General features: G+C 71.9%; 25 protein-coding genes. 18 read left to right on the forward strand and 7 right to left on the reverse strand.

Annotated features, from left to right (window positions below):
- The 7 genes from AC156L_RS04740 to AC156L_RS04770 form a co-directional block, all read left to right on the forward strand.
- Positions 1-826: hypothetical protein (locus tag AC156L_RS04740; protein WP_414719923.1), on the forward strand; the 826-nt coding region annotated here is incomplete at its 5' end.
- A gap of 17 nt (positions 827-843) precedes the next feature.
- A complete protein-coding gene (locus AC156L_RS04745; RefSeq protein ID WP_330877062.1) occupies positions 844-1,596 on the forward strand; it encodes an ESX secretion-associated protein EspG in 753 nt (250 codons plus the stop codon).
- 157 nt (positions 1,597-1,753) lie between these two features.
- On the forward strand, positions 1,754-2,059 hold the full coding sequence (locus tag AC156L_RS04750; RefSeq protein ID WP_330877061.1) for a hypothetical protein: 306 nt from the start codon (positions 1,754-1,756) through the stop codon (positions 2,057-2,059).
- A 3-nt stretch (positions 2,060-2,062) separates the two neighbouring features.
- Positions 2,063-3,250: a transglycosylase SLT domain-containing protein gene (locus AC156L_RS04755; protein WP_330877060.1), complete on the forward strand. Its 1,188-nt coding sequence runs from the start codon at positions 2,063-2,065 to the stop codon at positions 3,248-3,250.
- A 44-nt stretch (positions 3,251-3,294) separates the two neighbouring features.
- Entirely contained in the window at positions 3,295-4,461 is a 1,167-nt protein-coding gene (locus AC156L_RS04760; RefSeq protein WP_330877059.1) for a pyridoxal phosphate-dependent aminotransferase, read from the forward strand.
- 58 nt (positions 4,462-4,519) lie between these two features.
- On the forward strand, positions 4,520-4,675 hold the full coding sequence (locus tag AC156L_RS04765; RefSeq protein WP_330877058.1) for a hypothetical protein: 156 nt from the start codon (positions 4,520-4,522) through the stop codon (positions 4,673-4,675).
- A gap of 54 nt (positions 4,676-4,729) precedes the next feature.
- A complete protein-coding gene (locus AC156L_RS04770; protein ID WP_330877057.1) occupies positions 4,730-5,479 on the forward strand; it encodes a potassium channel family protein in 750 nt (249 codons plus the stop codon).
- Here the strand turns inward: AC156L_RS04770 and AC156L_RS04775 are convergent.
- Positions 5,462-6,049, reverse strand: coding sequence for an HAD-IA family hydrolase (locus AC156L_RS04775; RefSeq protein ID WP_330877056.1), 588 nt, complete (start codon positions 6,047-6,049; stop codon positions 5,462-5,464). The two genes, AC156L_RS04770 and AC156L_RS04775, sit on opposite strands and share 18 nt — an antisense overlap.
- A 14-nt stretch (positions 6,050-6,063) precedes the next feature.
- Positions 6,064-7,083: a threonine aldolase family protein gene (locus AC156L_RS04780; protein WP_330877055.1), complete on the reverse strand. Its 1,020-nt coding sequence runs from the start codon at positions 7,081-7,083 to the stop codon at positions 6,064-6,066.
- A 152-nt stretch (positions 7,084-7,235) separates the two neighbouring features.
- Here AC156L_RS04780 and AC156L_RS04785 point away from each other — a divergent pair, with 152 nt between their 5' ends.
- The 9 genes from AC156L_RS04785 (at position 7,236) to AC156L_RS04825 (ending at position 15,335) form a co-directional block, all read left to right on the forward strand.
- On the forward strand, positions 7,236-7,754 hold the full coding sequence (locus tag AC156L_RS04785; protein ID WP_330877054.1) for a SigE family RNA polymerase sigma factor: 519 nt from the start codon (positions 7,236-7,238) through the stop codon (positions 7,752-7,754).
- Positions 7,755-7,777: 23 nt separating this feature from the next.
- A complete protein-coding gene (locus AC156L_RS04790; protein ID WP_330877053.1) occupies positions 7,778-8,488 on the forward strand; it encodes a hypothetical protein in 711 nt (236 codons plus the stop codon).
- Positions 8,489-8,557: 69 nt separating this feature from the next.
- Positions 8,558-8,881 carry a DMT family transporter gene (locus AC156L_RS04795; protein ID WP_330877052.1) on the forward strand — a complete coding sequence of 108 codons (324 nt, stop codon included), beginning with the start codon at positions 8,558-8,560 and terminating at the stop codon, positions 8,879-8,881.
- Positions 8,882-8,900: 19 nt separating this feature from the next.
- Complete coding sequence (locus tag AC156L_RS04800; RefSeq protein ID WP_330877051.1) at positions 8,901-9,482, forward strand: TetR/AcrR family transcriptional regulator; 582 nt, start codon at positions 8,901-8,903, stop codon at positions 9,480-9,482.
- A 64-nt stretch (positions 9,483-9,546) separates the two neighbouring features.
- Entirely contained in the window at positions 9,547-10,092 is a 546-nt protein-coding gene (locus AC156L_RS04805) for an RNA polymerase sigma factor (protein ID WP_330877050.1), read from the forward strand.
- On the forward strand, positions 10,089-10,925 hold the full coding sequence (locus AC156L_RS04810) for a hypothetical protein (RefSeq protein WP_330877049.1): 837 nt from the start codon (positions 10,089-10,091) through the stop codon (positions 10,923-10,925). The genes AC156L_RS04805 and AC156L_RS04810 overlap by 4 nt, the downstream gene beginning before the upstream one ends.
- 13 nt (positions 10,926-10,938) lie before the next feature.
- Positions 10,939-12,366: an adenylosuccinate lyase gene (purB, locus tag AC156L_RS04815; RefSeq protein WP_330877048.1), complete on the forward strand. Its 1,428-nt coding sequence runs from the start codon at positions 10,939-10,941 to the stop codon at positions 12,364-12,366.
- Complete coding sequence (locus AC156L_RS04820; protein ID WP_330877047.1) at positions 12,363-13,187, forward strand: MOSC domain-containing protein; 825 nt, start codon at positions 12,363-12,365, stop codon at positions 13,185-13,187. The genes purB and AC156L_RS04820 overlap by 4 nt, the downstream gene beginning before the upstream one ends.
- Positions 13,188-13,241: 54 nt before the next feature.
- Positions 13,242-15,335 carry an ATP-binding protein gene (locus AC156L_RS04825; RefSeq protein WP_330877046.1) on the forward strand — a complete coding sequence of 698 codons (2,094 nt, stop codon included), beginning with the start codon at positions 13,242-13,244 and terminating at the stop codon, positions 15,333-15,335.
- An 18-nt stretch (positions 15,336-15,353) separates the two neighbouring features.
- Here AC156L_RS04825 and AC156L_RS04830 read toward each other — a convergent pair whose 3' ends face one another.
- From AC156L_RS04830 to AC156L_RS04845, 4 genes are read right to left on the reverse strand one after another with little or no spacing between them, the layout of a single operon-like run.
- Positions 15,354-15,809, reverse strand: a complete 456-nt coding sequence (locus tag AC156L_RS04830; RefSeq protein ID WP_330877045.1) for a hypothetical protein — start codon at positions 15,807-15,809, stop codon at positions 15,354-15,356.
- Positions 15,810-15,857: 48 nt separating this feature from the next.
- Positions 15,858-16,613, reverse strand: coding sequence for an amino acid ABC transporter ATP-binding protein (locus AC156L_RS04835; protein WP_330877044.1), 756 nt, complete (start codon positions 16,611-16,613; stop codon positions 15,858-15,860).
- Positions 16,613-17,437 (reverse strand): amino acid ABC transporter permease, encoded by an 825-nt coding sequence (locus AC156L_RS04840; RefSeq protein ID WP_330877043.1) that lies wholly within the window; start codon positions 17,435-17,437, stop codon positions 16,613-16,615. The genes AC156L_RS04835 and AC156L_RS04840 overlap by 1 nt, the downstream gene beginning before the upstream one ends.
- A complete protein-coding gene (locus AC156L_RS04845) occupies positions 17,437-18,288 on the reverse strand; it encodes an ABC transporter substrate-binding protein (protein ID WP_330877042.1) in 852 nt (283 codons plus the stop codon). Before AC156L_RS04845 ends, AC156L_RS04840 begins: the two co-directional genes overlap by 1 nt.
- A 204-nt stretch (positions 18,289-18,492) precedes the next feature.
- Here AC156L_RS04845 and AC156L_RS04850 point away from each other — a divergent pair, with 204 nt between their 5' ends.
- Positions 18,493-19,377, forward strand: coding sequence for a phosphoribosylaminoimidazolesuccinocarboxamide synthase (locus AC156L_RS04850; RefSeq protein WP_330877041.1), 885 nt, complete (start codon positions 18,493-18,495; stop codon positions 19,375-19,377).
- A 44-nt stretch (positions 19,378-19,421) separates the two neighbouring features.
- On the opposite strand, the gene AC156L_RS04855 is transcribed toward AC156L_RS04850, so the two are convergent.
- Positions 19,422-20,411, reverse strand: coding sequence for an NAD-dependent epimerase/dehydratase family protein (locus AC156L_RS04855; protein ID WP_330877040.1), 990 nt, complete (start codon positions 20,409-20,411; stop codon positions 19,422-19,424).
- 94 nt (positions 20,412-20,505) lie between these two features.
- Between AC156L_RS04855 and AC156L_RS04860 the strand changes: the two genes are divergently transcribed.
- On the forward strand, positions 20,506-21,066 hold the full coding sequence (locus tag AC156L_RS04860; protein ID WP_330877039.1) for a hypothetical protein: 561 nt from the start codon (positions 20,506-20,508) through the stop codon (positions 21,064-21,066).
- The last annotated feature ends 178 nt before the right edge of the window (positions 21,067-21,244 follow it).

Here is a 21,244-nt window from a genome sequence, read left to right on the forward strand (position 1 = left end):
CCAGTACACCGAGGCCAGCCGGGACGCGTTGAACCAGTTCCAGGTGCCCGGTCAGCCGCCGAACTTCGAGGTCACCGCGACCTCCTCCACGGTCGGTGCCCCGGTGGGCACCGGTATCCCCGGGCTCGGCAACGCCACCCCCGGCATCCCCGGCGGCAGTGCCGTCGGGTCGCCGGTCGGTGGTGTCGGTGGTGTTCCCGGTGGCGGTGTCCTGCCGCCCCCGCAGCTCCCCGGTGGCGGCACGCAGCTGCCCCCCGGTGGTGGCACGGGCATCGCGCCGCCGGTTCCCGGTATCGGCACGGTCGTCAACCCGCCCGCCGCGGCGGGCATCCCCAAGGGGGGTGGCGGTATCGGTCCCGGTCTGGGGATCGGGCTCGGGTTGGCCGGTGCCGCGGGGCTGGGTGCGGTGGCCGCCACGGCCAAGGGCGCGCGGCTCGTGCGGGGCACCGGTGGACCCGGTACCGGTGCCGCGCCGAAGGTTCCTGTGGTGAAGCCCGGTGTGCCCGGTGTGGGTGGCAACGGCACGATCGGTGGCGCGGGCAAGTCCGGTGCCGCCGGGATGCCCGGTGTGCCGGTGGACGGCGACGAGCGCGCGAACCGCGGCACGGGTGCGGCGGGTGCGGCCGGGGCGGCTGCTCGCGGTGGCGCCGTGCGCGGTGGTGCCGGGTCGATGATGCAGCCCGCCGCCGCGGCGGGCGGGCGGGGTGCCGGCGGTGACGAGGACGAGGAGCACGTGCGCAAGTACGGGGTCGACTCGGACGACGTCTTCGGCGACGATCGGATGGTCGTGCAGTCCGTCATCGGTGAGGAACCCCAGAACAAGTGACGTCCACGGGCTCGGTCGTGCTTTCCACCCTGGAGTTCGACGTCGTGTGGGAGGCCGCCCGCCTGACTCGGCGCAACGTCGCCCTCGACGTGCCCAGCCCCGGGATCACCCACGCTGAGCGCGCGGAGTTCGTGCGGAACGCGTGGGCGTCGCTGGAAGGTCGTGACCTGGCCCGTGGTGGTCGGGTCGCGGCCGAGATCGCGGACGCGCTGGCGCTGCTGGGCAACCCGCAGGTGTCGATCGACCTCTGGATCTGGGCGGGTGGCCGGAAGATCAAGGGGCTGGCGGCCTCGGCGGGTGAGGACGCGGTGCTCGCCGTCGTCGACGGCGCCGAGGTGTGGCTGATCGAGGCACGGGGCAGCGCGCTGGCGGAGGCCGCCGTGTCCGTCGCGGGCGACATGCCCGCGGGCTTCGGGCGCTCGATCAGCCTGCCGAACGACGTGCTGCGCGAGGCGTCGGACGAGGCGGGCCGCAACCCGGAGAAGCTGGTGCTCGCCTTGGAGCGCAAGGGTTTGCCGTTGAGCGACGCGCAGGAGTTGGCGCGCATGGCCGAGGGCATGGGCACGCGCGGCCAGTTCGGTGCCGAACGCGGGCAGCACGGCGGACCCCCGGTGCGCGCCGGGCGGGTGGTGGCGTTCCACGACACGACCTCCGGCCGCTTCCTGCACCAGGTCCGCCCCAGCACGGACGGTCGGAACTGGAGCACGATCACGCCCGTCGACAACGCGCGCCTCGCGGCCTGCGTGTGGGAGCTCGTGCAGGAGGTCTGACCGCGGAACCGCGCCGCGCGCCACCGCGTCGATCCCGGTGTGGGACTCCGGGTGTCGAGTGAACCGAGCGACCTCTCCGGATGACTTTCCGCGATAAGCCGCGTCCGCGCCGCGGAACGGCTCTAGCATTCGAATGAACCATTCGAAGGGGGTTGGTGTGGCGGTCGCGAAGTTCAACGCCGAAGCGATGGACCAGTGCCGGAGCACGGTCTCCAGTCAAGCCGGACAATTCGGCGCGGTGGGGGACGGGTTCACCAACCTGTACGGAAATCCGGGCATCTTCGGCACGCTGGCGGGTTCCGGTGCGGTGGCGTCCGCCGCGTCGGGCGTGGACGAGGCCGCGGGCACCGAGTTCGCCGCCGCCGAGACGCTGCTCGGCAAGGTCGAACGGGCGCTCGACACGATCCAGCAGGCCGTCGCGAACATCGACGTCGACGGCGCCGACAACTTCCGGGCGGTGTGACCTGTGAGCGCGAAGGACGAGGTGGCGGCCCTGCCCGGCGGGCAGGCGGTCGCCGCGCTGGCGGAGAAGGTGGACGCGGCGCAGCCCGAGGCGGTGCGCGAGATCGCCACCCGCTGGAAGGAGGCCGCGGCGAAGTGCGGCGACAGCGGGAACGCGGTGCAGCGGTCGGTGAACCAGCTCGACGGCGCCTGGGAAGGCGGGTCGGCTGATGGATTTGTCGCCTACATGGGTGAATTCACCAAGAGTGGCAATTCGCTCAAGGACGCGTTGACCAATGCCGCCGCCGATCTGGAATCGGTGGCCGGGGCGTTGGAAACGGCCAAGACTTCGATCACCCGCATCTGCGAGGACCTGTTGAGCGCCGCGAAGCAGGCCCGGCAGAAGAACGCCGCGATGCCGCCCGAGGACGTCGACGGGATCATCAGCGCGCTGTGCGCCGACGCGGCGGGGGACGCCGGGCCGATGATCGAGACGGTCGAGAACGCGGTGAGCACGGCCGCGGGAGCGCTGAAGGGGAGGGCTTCGGGCATCGCGCCGAAGTTCTCGACCATGGCCGACCCCGGCGTGCAGGTGTTCGTGCCCGCGCCCGACAACCCGATCCAGTGGACCCCCACGCCGGAGGCCGGGACCACGACCTCCGCGGCCGGGACCGCGCCCGTGCCGCAGGAGGCCGCGCCCGCCGCGGCCCAGCAGACCGGAAGCGGGTCGTCCGGCGGCGGCTCCGGCTCCGGTGGCGGAGGAGGAGGCTTCAGCGGCGGTGGTGGCGGAGGAGGAGGCGGTGGCTTCGGCGGGTTCGGCTCCAGCGGCCCACCCCCGTCCAGCGGCCCGCCCCCCGGCAACGTCGACCAGTGGATCCGGGAAGCCATCAAGATCTTGCAGGCCAACGGGATCCCGGTCACCGAGGAGAACATCGACGAGATCTGGACGATCATCGAGAAGGAGTCCGGCGGCAACCCGCACGCGCTGAACGACTGGGACTCCAACGCCGCCGCGGGCACGCCGTCGAAGGGGCTGATGCAGTGCATCGACCCCACGTTCCAGGCGCACAAGCTGCCGGGGCACGACGACATCTACAACCCGGTGGACAACATCATCGCCGGGGTCCGGTACACGTTCTCGCGCTACGGCGGGTTCGAGGGGCATCCCGGACTGGCGTCCATGGCCGGTGGCGGCGGGTACCAGGGGTACTGAGGCGAACCGGCCCCGGTCGCGCCGCGCGGCACTAGCCTGGCGGTATGCCGGATGACCTGCGCCGCCTGACCACAGCCGCTCGGGCGGACGTGCCGCCGTTCCACGTGATGGACGTGATGTCCGCCGCCGCCCGTCGGCAGCGGACGCACGGGGACGTCGTCTCGTTCGCCGCCGGGCAGCCGTCCAGCCACGCGCCGACGCCGGTGGTCGAGGCGGCGCGGCGGGCGCTGCTCGACCAGCCGCTGGGGTACACCGAGCAGCTCGGCATCCTGGAGCTGCGGGAGGCCCTCGCCGGGCACTACGCGCGGCAGTACGGGTTGTCGATCAGCCCGGACGACGTCGTGATGACCACGGGGTCGTCCGGGGCGTTCCTGCTGGCGTTCCTCGCCGCGTTCGACCCAGGGGCCCGCGTCGCACTGGCCCGGCCGGGGTACCCGGCCTACCGCAACATCCTGCGCGCCCTGGGGTGCGAGGTCGTCGAGCTGCCGTGCGGGCCCGAGACCCGGTTCCAGCCGACCGTGGAGATGCTGGCGGACGTCGGACCGCTCGACGGGCTGATCGTCGCCAGTCCCGCCAACCCGACCGGGACCGTGCTCGACGCCGCCGAGCTGGCCGCGCTGGGCGAGTGGTGCGTCGAGCGCGGTGTCCAGCTCGTCAGCGACGAGATCTACCACGGCATCAGCTACGGGCGTCCGCTCGCGTGCGCGTGGACGACCTCGCGCGAGGCCGTGGTGGTCAACTCCTTCTCCAAGGCCTTCGCCATGACGGGGTGGCGGCTCGGGTGGATGCTGGTGCCGCCGCGGCTGCACCGCGCCGTCGACCGGTTGACCGGCAACTTCACGCTGTGCCCTCCCGCGCTCGCGCAGCACGCGGCCGTGGCGGCGTTCGAGCCCGAGTCGTACGCCGAGATGGGCGCGCTGGTGGACCGCTACCGGGAGAACCGCGACCTGCTGCTGAGCGGCCTGCGCGACGTCGGGATCGACCGGGTCGCGCCCGCCGACGGGGCGTTCTACGCCTACGCCGACGTCAAGCACCTGACCGACGACTCGCTGGCGTTCTGCCGCGGGCTGCTGGACGACACCGGCGTCGCGATCGTGCCCGGTGTCGACTTCGACCCGGTGCACGGGCACGAGTTCGTCCGGTTCTCGTTCGCGGGCGCCACCGCCGACATCCTGGAGGGGATGCGGCGGCTCAAGTCGTGGCTGGCCTGAGGAACTTCCCGGTCACGGCGATCGTTCACGAAGTAAGAGACCCAGGGGGAGGCGCGACATGGTCCGGATCATCGCGGTGCTGTTGGCGATCTGGTTGGCGCTGACGATCCTCGGCGCAGTGGTCAAGGGTGTGTTCTGGTTGGCCGTCGTCGGAGGTGTGCTGTTCCTCGGCACCGCGGCCTACGGAGCGGTCAAGGGCCGGTCGAAGACCTGAACCCGGTGCCCTGAAACGCTGGATAACCGCAGGTCGAGCGTTCACTATGGGGCGATGCTCCAAGCAGACGAACGACGCCTCGCCGAGTGGGAGGCGCGCGCCGAGTGGCCCCTGACGGGGTTGGCGGTCGTCTTCCTCGTCGCGTACGCCTGGCAGGTGCTGGACGACGGCGCCACGCCCGGCGTGCGGACGGGGCTGGAGATCGCGCTCTGGGTGGTCTGGCTGGTGTTCGCGGTCGACTACGTCGTGCGGCTGAAGCTGGCGGTGGACAAGCGGAAGTTCGTCGTCCGGCACCTGTTCGACCTGCTGGCCGTGGTGCTGCCGGTCGTGCGGCAGTTGCGGGTGCTGCGCCTGGTCACCGTGCTCAACGTGCTGAACAAGCGCCTCGCGGGCAGGATCCGGCAGCGCGTCGGCATCTACGTGGCGGGCGTGACGCTGATGGTCGGCCTGTGCGCGTCGCTGGCCGTGCTGGACGCCGAACGGCACCAGGAGAACGCCACCATCACGACGTTCGGCGACGCCCTCTGGTGGACGCTGACCACGATCTCGACCGTCGGCTACGGCGACCGCTACCCGGTGAGCTGGGAGGGGCGGATGGTCGCGGGCCTGCTCATGGTCGGCGGCATCGCCCTGCTGGGCGTCATCACCGGCACGATCGCGTCGTGGCTGGTGGAGAAGCTCAGCGGGGTCGAGCAGCAGCTGGAGAGGGCGGACGAGGCGCTGCTCACCGAGGTCCGCTCGCTGCGCGCGGAACTGGCCGAGATGCGGGCGGAGCTGAACGCCGGGTCAACCGAGCACGCCTAGGCGCACCAGCTGCTCGCGCGCGGGCACGGCGCCCAGCCACAGCACGCCGCCCATGCCCGCCTCCACCGCGCCGTCGATGTTGCTCTGCCGGTCGTCGAAGAACACGCAGTCGTCGGGCGTCGTGTCGAGCTGCTCGGCCAGCGCGGCCCAGATCGCCGGGTCCGGCTTGGCCACGCCCAGGTCACCGGAGAACACCAGGTGCCGGAAGTTCTTCGCCCAGGCCTGCTCCTCGACGGCCCGGCCGAACGACGACGGCGCGTTGGACAGCAGCGCGAGCGGCAGGTCGGCCAGCTCCTCCAGCAGCGCCAGGGACTCCGGGTCGGGCTGGAGCCACCCCTCCGTGTCCACTTCGGTCAGCGAGGCCGCCAGCGACGGCGACACGGGGGTCTCCAGCACGTCGCCGACGGCCCGCCAGTAGTCCAGGTCGGACTGCCCGCGGTCGTAGGCGTCGCGGGCGGCCCAGTACGCGTCGTCGAACCGGTCCACCGGGACCCCGAGCATCGACGCCAACGTCGGCAGCGCCGCCGTCCGGGTGCTGATGACCTCGCCGTAGTCGAACACGATCCACATGGACGAACGCTCCCTCAACTCGCGGACGAGATCCGGCGCAACGTTTCCTTGATATCAGCCTCGGTGACGTCGCGGTGGGTCACGAACCGCAGCTTCCCCGCCATCGGACCCGCGTAGACGCCGAGGTGCCGGAGCCCGACGATGGTCACCTCCAGGTCCGGCACCTCCGCCAGCACGATGTTCGTCTCCGGCATCGGCACGGTCCACCCCAGCTCGACCAGGCCCTCGGCGAGCACCCTCGCGTTGGCGTGGTCCTGCGCGAGGTCGTCGATGCGGTCGAGGCCGACCAGGCCCGCCGCCGCGAGGACGCCGCCCTGCCGCACGCCGCCGCCGAGCATCTTGCGGATCCGCCTGGCTTCCGCGACGAACGTCGGCGAGCCCGCGACCACGGAGCCGACCGGCGCGCCCAGACCCTTGCTCAGGCACACCTGGACGCTGTCCACGCCCACCGTCAGCGCGGCGGGCGGGACGCCGAGCGCCACGGCGGCGTTCCACAGCCGGGCGCCGTCGAGGTGCACGCGCAGCCCCGTCTCCCTGGCCACGGACACGAGCAGCGCGTGCTCGTCGGGCTGGGTGACCGTGCCGCCCGCGTAGTTGTGCGTGTTCTCCAGGCACAGCACCGTCGTGCGGAGGTTGTAGTACGGACCCTCCACGCCCGCGGCGGCCCGGACCGCGTCGGCCGAGGCCCGGCCCGGCGCCGCGTCCCACGCCAGCGCCTCCGGCATCCCGCCGGCCAGCCAGGCCGCGGTGCCCAGTTCGGCGTCCAGCACGTGGGCGCCCACCGGCGCGAGGAACCGGTCGCCCCGGTTCAGGTGGATCATCAGCGCGATCAGGTTGCCCATCGACCCGGAGGGCACCCACAGCGCCGCGTCCACCCCCAGCAGGTCGGCGACGCGTTCCTCCAGCGCCCGCATGGTCGGGTCGTGGTCGATCACGTCGTCGGCCACCTCGGCCACCGACATGGCGAGCCGCATGGCCTCGTCCGGTTGGGTCACGGTGTCGGAGCGGAGGTCGATCGGTGCGATCTGGGTCACGAATGGATCACATCACACCGGGCGGCCGCACACCGAACGCGATCGGCAGTAGGACGGTAGGGGTGACGCACGTCTCCCGAGGGGGTCGTGCAACCGTTGGCCCCGTCAGTTCCGTCCCTTACTCGCAAGCACGACGAGCGGAGAGAGTCCGCGTGGACCAGCACGACGAGCAGGAGTTCGCGGAGTACTTCGCAGCTCGCCGGGAGGCCGTGCGCCGAACGGCGTTCCTGCTCTGTGGTGACTGGCACCGGGCGGACGACTTCGCGCAGACGGCGTTCGTCGCGCTGCACCGCAGGTGGCGCAAGATCCGGGACAAGCAGGCCCTGGACGCCTACGTCCGCCGGTCCGTGGTGCGCGCGGTGATCGACGAGTCCCGGCGGCCGTGGCGGAGGGAGCGCTTCGTGGACCGGCTCCCCGAGGTGCCCGCGGGCGACGGCGAGGTCGGCGAGTCCGTGGCGACGCGGGAAGCGCTGGTCCAGGGCTTGCGGCGGGTCCCTCCCCGGCAGCGGGCGGTGCTCGTGCTGAGGTTCCTGGAGGGATTGGACGTGGCGGCTGCCGCCGAGGCGCTGGGATGCTCGGAGGGCACCGTGAAGAGCCAGACCGCACGCGGGCTGGCGGCACTGCGCGAAGCCCTCGGCGACGCGATCGACGACTTGCGACCGGCTTCATGACCGCGCCGAGGAGGTGGCTCTAGGTGGACGAGAACAAGCTCGCCGAGCTCTTCAACGACGCGGTGCGGAACGCGCCACCGGCGTCCTTCGACGCGGGTGACGTGCGGGCGGCGTCCCACCGGGCGGCCGTGCGGCGGCGGTCGGCCGTCGCGCTCGGCTCCACCCTGGCCGCGGTGCTGGTGTTCGGCGGCGCCGCCCTCGGTGCCGGGCTGTTCGTCGACCGGTCGTCGAACAGCGTCACCGGTGCGGTCGCCGACGCGGGGTCGGGCGAGGCCGCCGAGAAGCCCGCGGCTCCCTACGACCTCGGTTCGGCGCAGGCCTCCGTGCAGCGCGACGGACCGCTCACCCAGAACGTCCCCGAAAGCTCTTCCACGCAGGGAGCAGAGCCTTCGGGGAACGTCAGCCCTCCGGCTGACGGCACCCCCAGCGGGTGCGGCACGGTCGACCGGGAGCTCGCCAACGCCCTCGCTGGCGAGCTCTCGGTCGCTCCGGACCAGGCGTCCCCCGCGGGCCTGGCGTGCCCGTCCGGGTCCAGGTCGGCGGCGTTCGACGTGGACGGCGGGCGGGTCCTCGCCGTCGTGGTGCCCGGCGGCGCGGCGCTGGTCGCCCCTCCCGGCGCGGCGCTGACCTCGGAGCCGACGCTGAGCGACGCCACGTTGTACGTGGTCAGCGAGTCGCCGAAGTTCGCGGACCGGGTCGACGGGATCGCGGCGAACCTGCGCGGGAGGTTCTGACCCAGGGCAATCTGGCACGAGTGTCCCAGAAATTTGGTACGATAGTGCCACATTTCTGGAGGTGTCGTCGTGGCGTGGTTCGTCCTGGTGGTCGCAGGCCTGTTCGAGGCCGGGTGGGCCATCTCGCTCAAGCAGTCCGAGGGCTTCACCAGGCTGGTGCCCTCGCTGGTCTTCGCCGTGACGTTCGTCATCAGCGTCGGCGGTCTCGCCTGGGCGTTGAAGCAGCTCCCGGTCGGCACCGCCTACGCGGTGTGGACCGGCATCGGCGCGGCCCTCACGGCCGTGATCGGCATGGTCTGGCTCGGTGACGGCGTGTCCACGCTCAAGCTGGTGTCGCTCACCCTCATCGTCGGTGGTGTGATCGGCCTCAACCTCGCGGGCGGTGGACACTGACGTGGGACAATCAGCCCCCATGACCGCTGCAACCCCCAAGGGCGAGCGCCGCCGCCAGGCGCTCGTCGAGGCCGCGATCGGCCTTCTGGTCGACGGCGGGTTCGACGCGGTCCGGCACCGCGCGGTCGCGGAGCGCGCGGGCCTGCCGCTCGCCTCGACCACGTACTACTTCGACTCGCTGGACGAGCTGATCACCGTCGCCCTCGACCGGCACGGCCGCGCCGAGCTGGCGTACGGCAAGGCCAGGCTCGCCGAGCTCGACCCGGAGGAGTGCGGCGGCGACGCCTTCACCGAACTGGTGCTCGACCTGCTGCTCGGGCCCGCCGAGGACGTCGAGGCCGTCGTGCTGCGCTACGAGCGGCTGGTCGCCACCGGCCGCCGCCCGTTCCTGCGCCCCCTGATGCGCGAGCTGACCGTCGAGCTGCGCTCCCTGCTGCTGGCGATCTTCACCAAGGCGGGCAAGAAGATCACCCCCGAGCACGTCGAGGACCTGATCGCGATCGTCGACGGCACCGTGGTGAACGCGCTGGTGGAGGTCAGCCCGGACCCGAGGGCCGCCGCGCGCCGCAAGCTCGCCGCGGCGCTCGCGAGAACCGCCTGAGCTTTCGTGCAACCCCGCTCGCGCACCGCGCGTGGTAGGGGGTGAGTGCGCGGAAGGGGTATGCATGCGCAAGGCCGAAGAACCGGGCTTTCGTGAATTCGCGGTGACCCATGCCGCGTCCCTGCGCCGCACCGCGTACCTGTTCTGCGGCGACTGGCACACCGCGGAAGACCTGATGCAGCAGAGCCTGATGAAGCTCTACCAGGCGTGGCACCGCGTCCAGCAGCAGGACCACGCGGGCGCCTACGCCCGCAAGATCCTCCTGCGCACCTGGCTGGACGAGAAGCGGAGACCGTGGCGGCGTGCGGAGCAGCGTGACGGCGAACTGCCGGAGACGGCCGATTCGAACGCGGACCCGGACCTGGTCAGCGGTCGGCTGTGGGCACGGGACCTGATCCAGAAAGCCTTGATCAAAGTCCCGCCGCGGCAACGGGCGGTGCTCGTCCTGCGCTATTTCGAGGATCTGTCCGTCACGGACGTCGCGGCGGTGATGGGGTGCACCGAGGGAACGGTGAAGAGCCAGACGGCGAGAGGGCTCGTGGCGTTGCGGGCGGCCGTCGACGCTTTGGAGAACAACGGCTCGGCCATGGAGACGGAGGTGGCGTCGTGAGTGAACAGGACTTGCGGGATTCCATGCAGCAAGCCGTGTGGGACGAACCCCCGCTGGACTTCGACCCCGACTCGTTCATGGCCCGCGCCGAGCAGCTCACGAAGCGCAGGCGTGCGCTGATGAGCGTCGGCGTCGCCACCGCGCTGATCATCGCCGCGGTCGCCACGCTGCCCGCCGTCCTGACCTCGGGGCGCACCAGGGTGGAGTCGGCCACCAGCGTGTCCACGACCGCCACCCCCGGCCCCTCGACGGCGAACTTCCCGTGGCCGCCCAACGACGAGCCCCGCAGGAACCACACGTACGAGCAGGACCAGCCGTACCTGGAGAACATGTGGGTCAACGTCATCAGCCCCGCCCTCCAGCGCCAGGGCGCTGATCCCAGCAGCATCGGCGTGTGGAGCCCGACCTACCAGGGGACGGGCTACGAGCGGGACAACTCGGCGGCCGACGTGCTGTACGGGTCGGTCTCCTACGTCGGTCCCGGCGGCCCCGCGCAGCTGGGCACCACCATCGCGGGCGTGAGCGCGTGGGGGCCGCCGCCGGACGAGTTCTGCGCGATCCGCCAGGACGCCAACACCACGTGCAACGCGACCAGGAGGTCCGACGGCTCGATGGTGGTCGCGGTGGAGTTCGCCGCCGACAAGACCACGAGCAACGGCTTCTACTCGGGCTACCGGTCCATCTACCACTACCGCAAGGACGGTTCGGTGGTGGGGATGGAGTCCAGGGCGAACTTCGTGAACTCGACCGTCTACGCCAACACCGGGATCCCGCTCACCTTCGACCAGTTGGTCGACCTGGCCACCAACGAGATGATCGCCCTCCCGCGTTGACTAGGCTCGTCCCGTGAGCAAGCCCCGGATCTCGAACGTCCTCGCAGGCCGCTACGCCTCCACCGAGCTGGTGACCCTGTGGTCCGCCGAGCACAAGATCGTGCTGGAGCGCAGGCTCTGGCTCGCCGTGCTGCGGGCACAGGCGTCACTCGGCATCGAGGTCCCGGAGGGGGCCGTCGCCGACTACGAAAGGGTCGTCGACCAGGTCGACCTGGCCTCGATCGCCGCCCGCGAGCGGATCACCCGCCACGACGTGAAGGCGCGCATCGAGGAGTTCAACGCCCTCGCGGGCCACGAGCACGTCCACAAGGGCATGACCTCCCGCGACCTGACCGAGAACGTCGAGCAGCTCCAGGTCCTGCGGTCGCTGGAGCACGTCCGCGGCCGCACCGCCGCCGTGCTCGCGCGCCTGGCGCGGCTGGCCACCGAGTACACCGACCTGGTCATCGCGGGCCGGTCGCACAACGTGGCCGCCCAGGCCACGACGCTCGGCAAGCGCTTCGCGACCACCGCCGACGAGGTGCTGGTGGCGTTCACCAGGCTCGACGAGCTGATCGCCCGCTACCCGCTGCGCGGGATCAAGGGGCCGGTCGGCACCGCCCAGGACATGCTCGACCTGCTCGGCGGCGACCCGGCGAAGCTCGTGGAGCTGGAGCGCACGGTCGCGGGCCACCTCGGCTTCGAGAAGGTCCTGACCAGCGTCGGCCAGGTGTACCCGCGCTCGCTCGACTTCGACGTCGTCTCCAGCCTCGTGCAGCTCGCTGCGGGCCCGTCGTCGCTGGCGAAGACCATCCGCCTGATGGCCGGGCACGAGCTGGTCACCGAGGGCTTCAGGCCCGGCCAGGTCGGCTCCAGCGCGATGCCGCACAAGATGAACACCCGCTCGTGCGAGCGCGTGAACGGCTTCGCCGTGATCCTCCGCGGCTACCTGTCCATGGTCGGCGAGCTGGCCGGTGACCAGTGGAACGAGGGCGACGTGTCGTGCTCGGTCGTCCGCCGGGTGGCCCTGCCCGACGCGTTCTTCGCGCTGGACGGCCTGCTGGAGACGCTGCTGACCGTGCTGGACGAGTTCGGCGCGTACCCGGCCGTCGTGGCCCGGGAACTGGACCGCTACCTGCCGTTCCTCGCCACCACCAAGGTGCTGATGGGCGCCATCCGCGCCGGTGTGGGCCGGGAGACGGCCCACGAGGTGATCAAGGAGAACGCGGTCGCCGTCGCGCTCGCGATGCGGGAGCAGGGCGCCGAGAACGACCTCCTCGACCGCCTCGCCGCCGACGAGCGCCTGCCGCTGGACCGCGCCCAGCTCGACGCGCTGCTGGCCGACCGGCTGTCGTTCACCGGTGTGGCCGCCCAGCAGGTCGAGTCCGTCGTCGGCCAGGTCGAGAACGTGCTCACGAAGTTCCCGACCGCGGCGGGCTACGTCCCGGAGCCCATCCTGTGACCCCGGTCGTCCACGGCCTCTTCGTCCACCCGATCAAGGGCTGCACGGCGACCGCGCTCACCACGAGCGCGGTCGTCGAGACCGGCCTGCTCCACGACCGCGACTTCATGCTGGTGGACGCCGCGGACGGCCACTTCATCAGCCAGCGCAAGCTGCCCGCGATGGCCGTCATCCGCCCGACCGTGGTCGACGGGGGCCTGCTCGTGACCGCGCCGGGCCTGGAGGACTACGAGCACAAGACCCGCCCCGACGGCGACCGGCGCGAGGTCACCGTGCACTGGTGGACCGGCGAGGGCGTGGACCAGGGCGACGAGGCGGCCGAGTGGTTCACGCTCGCCCTGGGCCGTCCGTGCAGGCTGGTGCGCGTGCCGCCCGACCTCGACCGGCAGCTGGACGACGAGGGCCGGGTCGGCTTCGCGGACGCCCACGCGCTGCTGGTGACGTCGCTGTCCTCCCTGGACGGCCTCAACGAGCGGATCGTCCGGACCGGCGCGGACCCCGTGCCGATGAACCGCTTCCGCCCCAACGTGGTCGTGAGCGGCTGGCCCGAACCGCACACCGAGGACCTCGTCCGCCGGGTGTCGATCGGCACGGCGTCGTTCGGCTACTCGCGGATCTGCGTGCGCTGCGTCGTGCCGACCGTGGACCAGGAGACGGGCCTGAAGGCGGGCCACGAGCCGACCAAGACCCTCGCGGGCTACCGCCGCGCCCAGGGCGGCGTCACCTTCGGCATGAAGGCGAAGGTCCTCCGCCGCGGCACGGTGTCGGTCGGTGACCCGGTCGACGTCACCGAGTGGGCTCCTGTTCAAGCTGACGGGTGAAATCCACCGGCGAACGGTGTGCGGGACGCCGCCGCCGGTGGATTCTGAAGTGCCATGATCCGCAACAGGGTGATCTCGTCGACGGCGCAGTCGGTGGTGCAGGCGGGCGTCGTCCACGTCCACCGCCCCGCCCGGCCCGCCCCGGTGGTGCCGCGCCAGCTCCCCGCGGCGCCGGGGCCCTTCGCGGGCCGGGTCCGCGAGCTGGCCGCGCTCGACGACGCGTCGTTCGCGGTGATCTCGGCGATCGGCGGCGCGGGCGGGATCGGCAAGACGTGGTTGGCGTTGCGCTGGGCGCACGAACGCCTGGAGCGGTTCCCGGACGGCCAGCTGTTCGTGGACCTGCGCGGGTTCAGCCCGGACGGTGACCCGGTGCGGCCCGCGGTCGCGGTGCGCGGCTTCCTCGACGCGCTGGGCGTCGACCCCGGCCGCGTCCCCGTCGACCTGGACGCGCAGGCGGCGCTCTACCGCAGCCTCGTGGCCGGGCGGCGGATGCTGGTGGTGCTGGACAACGCGGCCGACGCCGACCAGGTCGTGCCGCTGCTGCCCGGCGGGTCGACGTGCACGGTCGTCGTGACCAGCCGCCGAACCCTGACCACGCTGATCACCCGGCACAGCGCCCACCACCTGCCGCTGGACGTCCTCGGCGACGACGAGGCCCGCGGCCTCATGGCGCACCGGCTGGGCCCCGCGCGCGTGGCGACCGAACCGGGGGCCGCGGCGGAGCTGGCCCGGCTCTGCGGGGGGTACCCGCTGGCGCTCGCGATCATCGCGGGTCGCGCGATCCCCCGTCCACGCGTCCCGCTCGCCGAGTTCGCCGCCGAACTGCGCCAGCAGGGGCTCGGCGCGCTGGACGACGACGATCCCGCCGCCAGCTCGCGCGCCGTCCTGTCGTGGTCGCACCGGGCGCTGGGCGCCGACCAGCGCGGGTTGTTCGAGCTGCTGGCCACCGCTCCCGGCCCGGACATCGGCCTGGCCGCCGCGGCCCACCTCGCCGACCTGCCCGTGCCGACGACCAGGAAGCTGCTCACCGACCTGGAGGAGGCGTCGCTGCTCCGGCGCGAAGCCCACGGCCGCTACTCGATGCACGACCTGATCCGCGGGTACGGCGCGGACGTCGCCGCCGAGCTGCCACCGGACACCCGGACGGCCGCGCTGCGCAGGATCGTCGACCACTACCTCCACACGGCACGCGCGGGCGCGGAACTCCTGGACCCGCACCGCATCCCGGTCCGGTTCGCCCCACCGACCCGCCCACCGGACCCGCCCGCCGACCGCCGGGCCGCGTTGGCCTGGTTCGACACCGAACAGGCGTGCCTGCTGGCCGTCCACCGCGAGGTCGTCGACCGGGGCTGGCACGAGGTCGTGTGGCAGCTGGCGTGGACGCTGACCCCGTTCCGCTCGCGCCGGGGCCACCACCACGACGACGTGGCCGCCTGGCGAGCCGGGCTCGCGGCGGCCGAACACGACCCCGACCCCGTGGTCCACGCGGTGGCCAACAGGTTCTTCGGCGCCACCAGCCTGGTCGTCGGTCGGCACGACCAGGCCGTCGAGCACCTGCACGCCGCACTCGACCTGGCCGAACGGCACGACGACCGCACCGGCCGGGCCCACACCCACCGGCTGCTCGCGAGCGCGTGGGAGCAGCGGGGGGACTTCCGCCGGGCGGTGGACCACGCCACCAGGGCGCTGCACCTGCACCGGGGCGCCGACCACCCCGTGTGGGAGGCGAACGCGCTCAACCAGGCGGGCATGTACACCGCTGTGCTGGGCGAACTCGACCGGGCGCGGGAGCACTGCGCCGCCGCGCTCGCCCTGCACCGCCGCATCCACAACCCCGAGGGCGAGGCGGCCACGCTGAAGTCCCTCGGCTACATCGCCCACCACGCCGGACAGCACCGCGAGGCGCTGGAGCACTACCACCGGGCGCTCGCCGTCTACCGCGACCTCGACAACACCTACGCCGAGGCGGGCACCGTCGAGTTCCTCGGCGACCTCCACCTCGCACTGGGGCAGCGCGCCGACGCCCGAGCCCTGCTGCTCGACGCGCTCGCGGTCTACCGGGCGCAGCAGTGCGACGACGAGGAGGAGCGCGTGAACGGCAAGCTCGCCGCCCTCGACGACGCCGGAGCGCCGGGCCAGGGGGCGTGAGGCCCGCCGCGGGGTCGGCTACAGCGGCTGCCAGCGGAGCCTGTCGCCGCTGCCCGCCGTGCACACCATCGGCTTGAGCCTGCGGTTCACGGCTATCGCGCCCTCCACCGGGCACGCCGTGCCCTGCATCACGACCAGCCCCTCCTCCGGCGGCTCGGGGTCAGCGGGCTCCTCCGGCGGTGGTGGAGGCGGTGGCGGCGGCTCGGCCGGGGGCGGCGGAGCGGGCGGTGGTGCCTCGGTGGTGGGCTCCACCTCGACCGGAGCGGGCTCCGGGGCGACGGGCGGCTGCACCGCGATGACGTCGTTCGACGGCACCGGTGGGGAGCTGGCCTGCGCCGACGTGGGGGCGGGCGAGATGGTCGGGATGCTCGGGGACGGTCTGGGGGCGGCGTCGGGGGCGCCGCACGCGGTCGCGACGAGCACCAGCGCGAGACCGGTGATCGCTGTTCCGCAGGCCTTCTTCGGGGAAAGCACGAGGTGCACCATAGGTGCGGACGGCCGAGACCTGAACCCCCGATCGGGCTACAGGCGGCCCGCGTCGATGATTCGGCTGAGGAACCGCCGCGTCCGCTCGTGGGTCGGGTCTCCCAGCACCTGCTCCGGCGGACCGGACTCCAGGAGCCTGCCGCCGTCGAGGAAGCAGATGCGGTCGGCGACCTGCTTCGCGAACCCCATCTCGTGCGTGGCCATCAGGATCGTGCGGCCCTGACCTGCGAGTTCCCGCACGAGCGCGAGCACTTCGCCGACCAGTTCCGGGTCGAGGGCGCTGGTGATCTCGTCGAACAGCAGCAGCCGCGGGTCGTAGGCCAGCGCCCGCGCGATGGCCACCCGCTGCTGCTGGCCGCCGGACAGCCGGTCCGGGTACGAGCCCGCCCTGTCCGCCAGGCCCACCCGGTCCAGCAGTTCACGGGCCCGGTCGTCGGCCACCGACCGCGGCACGCCGTGCACCACGCGCGGCGCGAGCGTCACGTTGTCGAGCACGGACATGTGCGGGAACAGGTTGAACGCCTGGAAGACGATCCCCATCGCCCGCCGCGCCACGTCGGCGTCCACGCGCGGGTCGGACACGTCCACGCCGTCGAGCAGCACCTGCCCGTCGTCCAGCTCCTCCAGCAGGTTGGCGCAGCGCAGCAGGGTCGACTTGCCGGAGCCCGACGACCCGATCAGCACCACGACCTCGTGCTCGTGCACGTCGAGGTCGATGCCGTCGAGCACCGTCGTGGCGCCGTACCGCTTCACCAGTCCGCGCACACCCAGCACCGGATCGGTCCCCGACATCACGCCCCCTGCCTGCGCGCGGCGCGCCGCGACACCCAGTCCGCCAGCCGCCCGGACGGCACGGAGAGCAGCACGAACAGCAGCCCCGCCACGACGTACGGAGTGAAGTTGTACGACGTGGACGACTCGATCTGCGCGGCCCGCACGGCGTCGACCGCGCCGAGCACCGAGATGAGGCCGCAGTCCTTCTGGAGCGCCACGAAGTCGTTCAGCAGCGCGGGCAGCACGCGGCGGACCGCCTGCGGGAGCACGACGAGCCGCATGGTCCTGCGGTGGTTCAGCCCGAGCGAGCGGGCGGCGGCCAGCTGCGACGGGTGGATCGACTCGATGCCCGCGCGGAAGACCTCGGCCACGTAGGCGGAGTAGACGAGCACGAGGGCGATGCCGCCGAGCAGCACCGGGTCGTTCGGGACACCGGACAGCCGCAGCCCCGGCAGGCCGAAGCCGACCAGGTACAGGCAGATGATCAGCGGCAGTCCGCGGAACAGGTCGACGTACCCGGTCGCGAACGCCCGCACCGGGAACCAGACCGGGCCGCGCAACGTCCGCAGCGCGGCGATCCCCAGCGCCAGCACCAGGATCACGGCCTCGGCGGCGACGAGCACCCGGACGTTGAGCCACAGCCCGTCGAGGACCGCGGGCAGGGTGCGCCACGCCGTGTCCAGGCTGAAGAACGACTGCCGCACCCTGGGCCAACCCGGTGCGCCGCGCACCGAGAACCAGACGACGGCCGCGAAGACCGCGGTGGACAGCAGGGCGACCGCGGTGGAGCGACGAGCGCGGGAACGCTTGTACGCCGAGCGTTCCCGCTGGAGGTCGCTCATCACTTGAGTTCGGGCGCCTTGCCCTCGGTGGTCAGCCACTGCTTCTCGATCTCGGCGAGCCTGCCCTGCGACCGCAGCGCCTCCACGGCCGTGGACACGCAGCCGGTCAGCTTGCTGCCCTTGTCGAGCACGATGCCGAACATCTCCGGCTTGCCGTCACCGGCCGGGATCTGGCCGACGATCGTGGTGTCCTGCAACTCCGAGCTGGTGATGAAGAACGCCGTCGGCAGGTCCACCACGATCGCCTCGACCTGACCGGCGGTCAACGCGGCCTTGGCGTCGTCGTTCGTGTTGTAGACGGCGATGTCCTGCTCGGCGGCCAGCCGCTTCGCGGCGGTGAAGCTCGTCGTGCCGACCTGGGCGCCGATCTTGGCCTTCCGCACGTCGGCCAGCGTCTTGGCACCGGCCACCGGCGAGGTCTTCAGCGAGACGACGGCCTGCGCGACGGTGTAGTACGGCGCCGAGAAGTCCACCGCCTGCTTGCGCTCGTCGGTGATCGAGAACTCGGTCAGGTTCGCGTCGTAGGTCTTGGCGCCGGGCTGGATGGCCGCGTTGAACGGCACCCTCACCCACGCCACGTCCTCCTTCGCGTAGCCGAGCTGCTGGGCGACGGCGTAGGCGACGGCCGACTCGAAGCCCTTGCCGTTGGTCGGGTCGTCGTCCTGGTACCACGGCGGGTAGACCGGCTGGTCGGTGCCGAACGTGAACCTGCCCTTGGTCAACGTCGTCAGGTTGTCCTTGGTGCAGGGGACGCCGTCGACGGCCGTGGGCCCGGTGGGTCCGGTGTTCTCGTCCACCGGGGCGCAGGCGGACAGCAGCAGGGCTGCGAGGAGCAGGGCGGGTGCGCGCATGTCGGGAATCTAGCCGTCCACGAGGCTCTTTTGGAGGTCGACCCGCCATCTGGGAAATCCGAAATCTGCCTGTGACCTGCGCGGATGCTTTCCATCGGGCAAAGAAATGGTCTGAACAACTTGGCCGTACCGGGGCTGGCCTGCGTGATTGACACCACCGTCCGCCGAGCGGTCGGGGTCCGGGCGCGAAGTACGCTGGCCCGCGTGCCCAAGCTCGCCGATTACCCGCAGGTCGCCGTAGGCAAGGTCCGCAGGCTGTACGCCGTGGACGACGAGCTGCTGCTGCTCGTCGCGACCGACCACATCTCCGCCTACGACCACGTGCTCTCCAGCGAGATCCCGGACAAGGGCCGGGTGCTCACCGCGATGAGCGTGTTCTGGTTCGAGCAGCTCGCCGACGTGGTTCCGAACCACCTCGTCGCCTACGACGACCCGCGCATCCCGGCCGAGGTCCGCGGCCGGGCACTGCTGGTCAAGCGCCTGGAGATGGTGCAGGTCGAGTGCGTGGCGCGCGGCTACCTGACCGGTTCCGGCCTGTCGGACTACCGGGCAACCGGCGCCGTGTGCGGCGTGGAGCTGCCGCCCGGCCTGGTCGAGGCGGCCGAGCTGGCGGAGCCGATCTTCACGCCCGCCACGAAGGCCGAGCTGGGGTCGCACGACGAGAACGTGAGCTTCGAGGCCGTGAGCGCCGAGGTGGGCGCCGAACTGGCCGACCAGCTCCGCGAGACCACGCTGGCCGTGTACCGCGAGGGCCGCGACTTCGCCCGCAAGCGCGGGATCATCCTGGCCGACACGAAGTTCGAGTTCGGCCACGACCGCGACGGACGGCTCGTCCTCGGCGACGAGGTCCTGACCCCGGACTCGTCGCGCTACTGGCCCGCCGACGTCTACCAGCCGGGCCGCGTGCAGCCGTCGTTCGACAAGCAGCAGGTCCGCGACTGGCTCACCTCGCCCGCCTCCGGCTGGGACCGCGCGTCCGACACGCCGCCGCCCGCGCTGCCGGACGAGGTCGTCGAGACCACCCGCGCCAGCTACGTCGAGGCGTACGAGCGGATCTCCGGCCGGTCGTTCGCGGACTGGATCTCCTGACCGGGTTCGGCGCGGAGGGCTCTCCTCCGCGCCGAACCTCGTGGTCAGAGGGCTGACAGCAGCTCGTACTCCTCGTCCGCGGTCAGGCCCGCCCGCCGCACCCGGTCGATCCCCAGCTCGTGCTCGTACGCGAGCGCGTCCTTCGCCGTCTCGCCGACGGGCCGCACCCGCAGACCGGCGGCCATCGCGGGACGGGCGTCGCGGAACATCATCGCCAGGTGCGACTCGGTCAGCCACAGCGGCAGCGACCGGGGACCGGCCCACGGCGCGATCTTCAACCGGTCCAGCACCTCCAGCGGGACCCGCACCAGCTGCGTGCCGGGGGGCGCCACGGCCCCGGCGATCTCACCGAGGAAGAAGCTCAGCGGCTCCGACGGCCCGGTGCCGTCGAACGTCCCCACCAGCCGGTTCTCCGCCGCGTCCACGATCCACGCCGCCAGGTCGCGCACGTCGACGTGCGACGCGGCCTGGTCCGGCGAGTCCGGCACCGCGACCTGCCCGCCCTTCGACATCCGCGCGGGCCAGTACCCGAACCGGTCGCTCGGGTCACCGGGCCCGGTGATCAACCCGGCCCGCAGGATGAACGCCCGGTCCTCCAGCTGGTCCAGGACGGCGTGCTCGCTCGCCACCTTCACCGACCCGTACCGGTTCGCGTCGAACGGCGCGGTCGGGTCGTCCTCCAGCGGCGGCAGCGTCGGCGACTGCACCGTCTGACCGGCGGACGAGTGGTCGCGGTACACCGAACAGCTCGACACGAACGTCCAGTGGCCCGTGCTCCCCGCCAGGACGTGCAGCGCCTCCCGCACCCAGTTCACCGACATCTTCGCGACGTCGACGACGGCGTCGAACTGCTCGCCCCGCAGAACCTCCAGGGCCCCCGGCTGATCCCGGTCGACAACAACAAGGTCCGCACCCTCGGGCACGGACCCGGAAGCACCACGTGCCGCGCACACAACCTCGTGGTTGCGACGCACGGCCTCCGTCGCCACCGCCTTGCTGAGGAAGACGGTTCCACCCAGCACCAGGATTCGCATACCCGTAACACTGACGACCCGATCGTGGTTCCGCCACCGGTCTCGCAGAGGGCGAACGGCACCACCTGGCGATTTGCACCAAAGTGATCGTCCGATGGCGTTAAGTGATCTTCGAGAAACTTGCGAAGAGGGCAACGAAACCGCAGACCTGCGGACGACTGGTCACAACGCTCGGACTGCCGCTCGTGCCGGAGACCCGGCCAGGCCGCGCAAGCTGCTCAGGAGCCTGCTGCTGCCGGGGCAGAAGGAGGTCCACTTCCACAACGAGAAGAACGACCGCCGCAAGATCGTCCTGTCGCGCCTGGTCGTGTCTGGTGCGCTGGTGCACGTCTACCAGCGCACCTGCGCGACCGGGGAGGAGCGCGCTCGGCAGGAGTGCTTGGTCGCCGTGGTGGTCGACCTGACCGCCTTGGGCGTGGCCAGGATGGTCCTGGACACCCGTCGCGAGCGCGACCGGCACGACAAGCGGACCATCCGGGCGGTCCTGGGCAAGGAGGCGAAGGAACCCGTCGTCCACGAGCACGTGGTGAGCGGTCAGGAGCAGATGCTGTGGATCGCCGACGTCGTCGCGTGGTGCTACGGCGCGGGAGGTGGGTGGAGGAGGCGGGTCACGCCCTTGGTGGCCAGGGTGGTTGATCTCGACACCTGGTCCTGACAGCGCAAAGCGCGGCTGCCAGCCGTCCGGCTGGGAACCGCGCCTACTTCCTCGGCCTACTGGCCTCGGCTCCTCAAATATGCATCCCCGTCTCCGCCGATCAAGCTGTGTAACCCGAACGTGTGATGACCTGCGGATGTGGCCCAGCGCACCCGTGGCCGGGGTGAACGTGCAGGTC

The organism is Umezawaea sp., from assembly GCF_057122925.1.

What these genes read in the sequence shown, in the direction of transcription:
- AC156L_RS04765 (WP_330877058.1), top strand. Translation starts at nt 4,520, where the DNA reads ATGGTCCGGATCATCGCGGTGCTGTTGGCGATCTGGTTGGCGCTGACG.
- AC156L_RS04845 (WP_330877042.1), bottom strand. Translation starts at nt 18,288, where the DNA reads ATGCGCGCACCCGCCCTGCTCCTCGCAGCCCTGCTGCTGTCCGCCTGC.
- AC156L_RS04805 (WP_330877050.1), top strand. Translation starts at nt 9,547, where the DNA reads ATGCGCAAGGCCGAAGAACCGGGCTTTCGTGAATTCGCGGTGACCCAT.
- AC156L_RS04775 (WP_330877056.1), bottom strand. Translation starts at nt 6,049, where the DNA reads ATGTGGATCGTGTTCGACTACGGCGAGGTCATCAGCACCCGGACGGCG.
- AC156L_RS04770 (WP_330877057.1), top strand. Translation starts at nt 4,730, where the DNA reads ATGCTCCAAGCAGACGAACGACGCCTCGCCGAGTGGGAGGCGCGCGCC.
- AC156L_RS04855 (WP_330877040.1), bottom strand. Translation starts at nt 20,411, where the DNA reads ATGCGAATCCTGGTGCTGGGTGGAACCGTCTTCCTCAGCAAGGCGGTG.
- AC156L_RS04760 (WP_330877059.1), top strand. Translation starts at nt 3,295, where the DNA reads ATGCCGGATGACCTGCGCCGCCTGACCACAGCCGCTCGGGCGGACGTG.
- AC156L_RS04840 (WP_330877043.1), bottom strand. Translation starts at nt 17,437, where the DNA reads ATGAGCGACCTCCAGCGGGAACGCTCGGCGTACAAGCGTTCCCGCGCT.
- AC156L_RS04835 (WP_330877044.1), bottom strand. Translation starts at nt 16,613, where the DNA reads ATGTCGGGGACCGATCCGGTGCTGGGTGTGCGCGGACTGGTGAAGCGG.
- AC156L_RS04860 (WP_330877039.1), top strand. Translation starts at nt 20,506, where the DNA reads ATGGCGTTAAGTGATCTTCGAGAAACTTGCGAAGAGGGCAACGAAACC.
- AC156L_RS04825 (WP_330877046.1), top strand. Translation starts at nt 13,242, where the DNA reads ATGATCCGCAACAGGGTGATCTCGTCGACGGCGCAGTCGGTGGTGCAG.
- AC156L_RS04800 (WP_330877051.1), top strand. Translation starts at nt 8,901, where the DNA reads ATGACCGCTGCAACCCCCAAGGGCGAGCGCCGCCGCCAGGCGCTCGTC.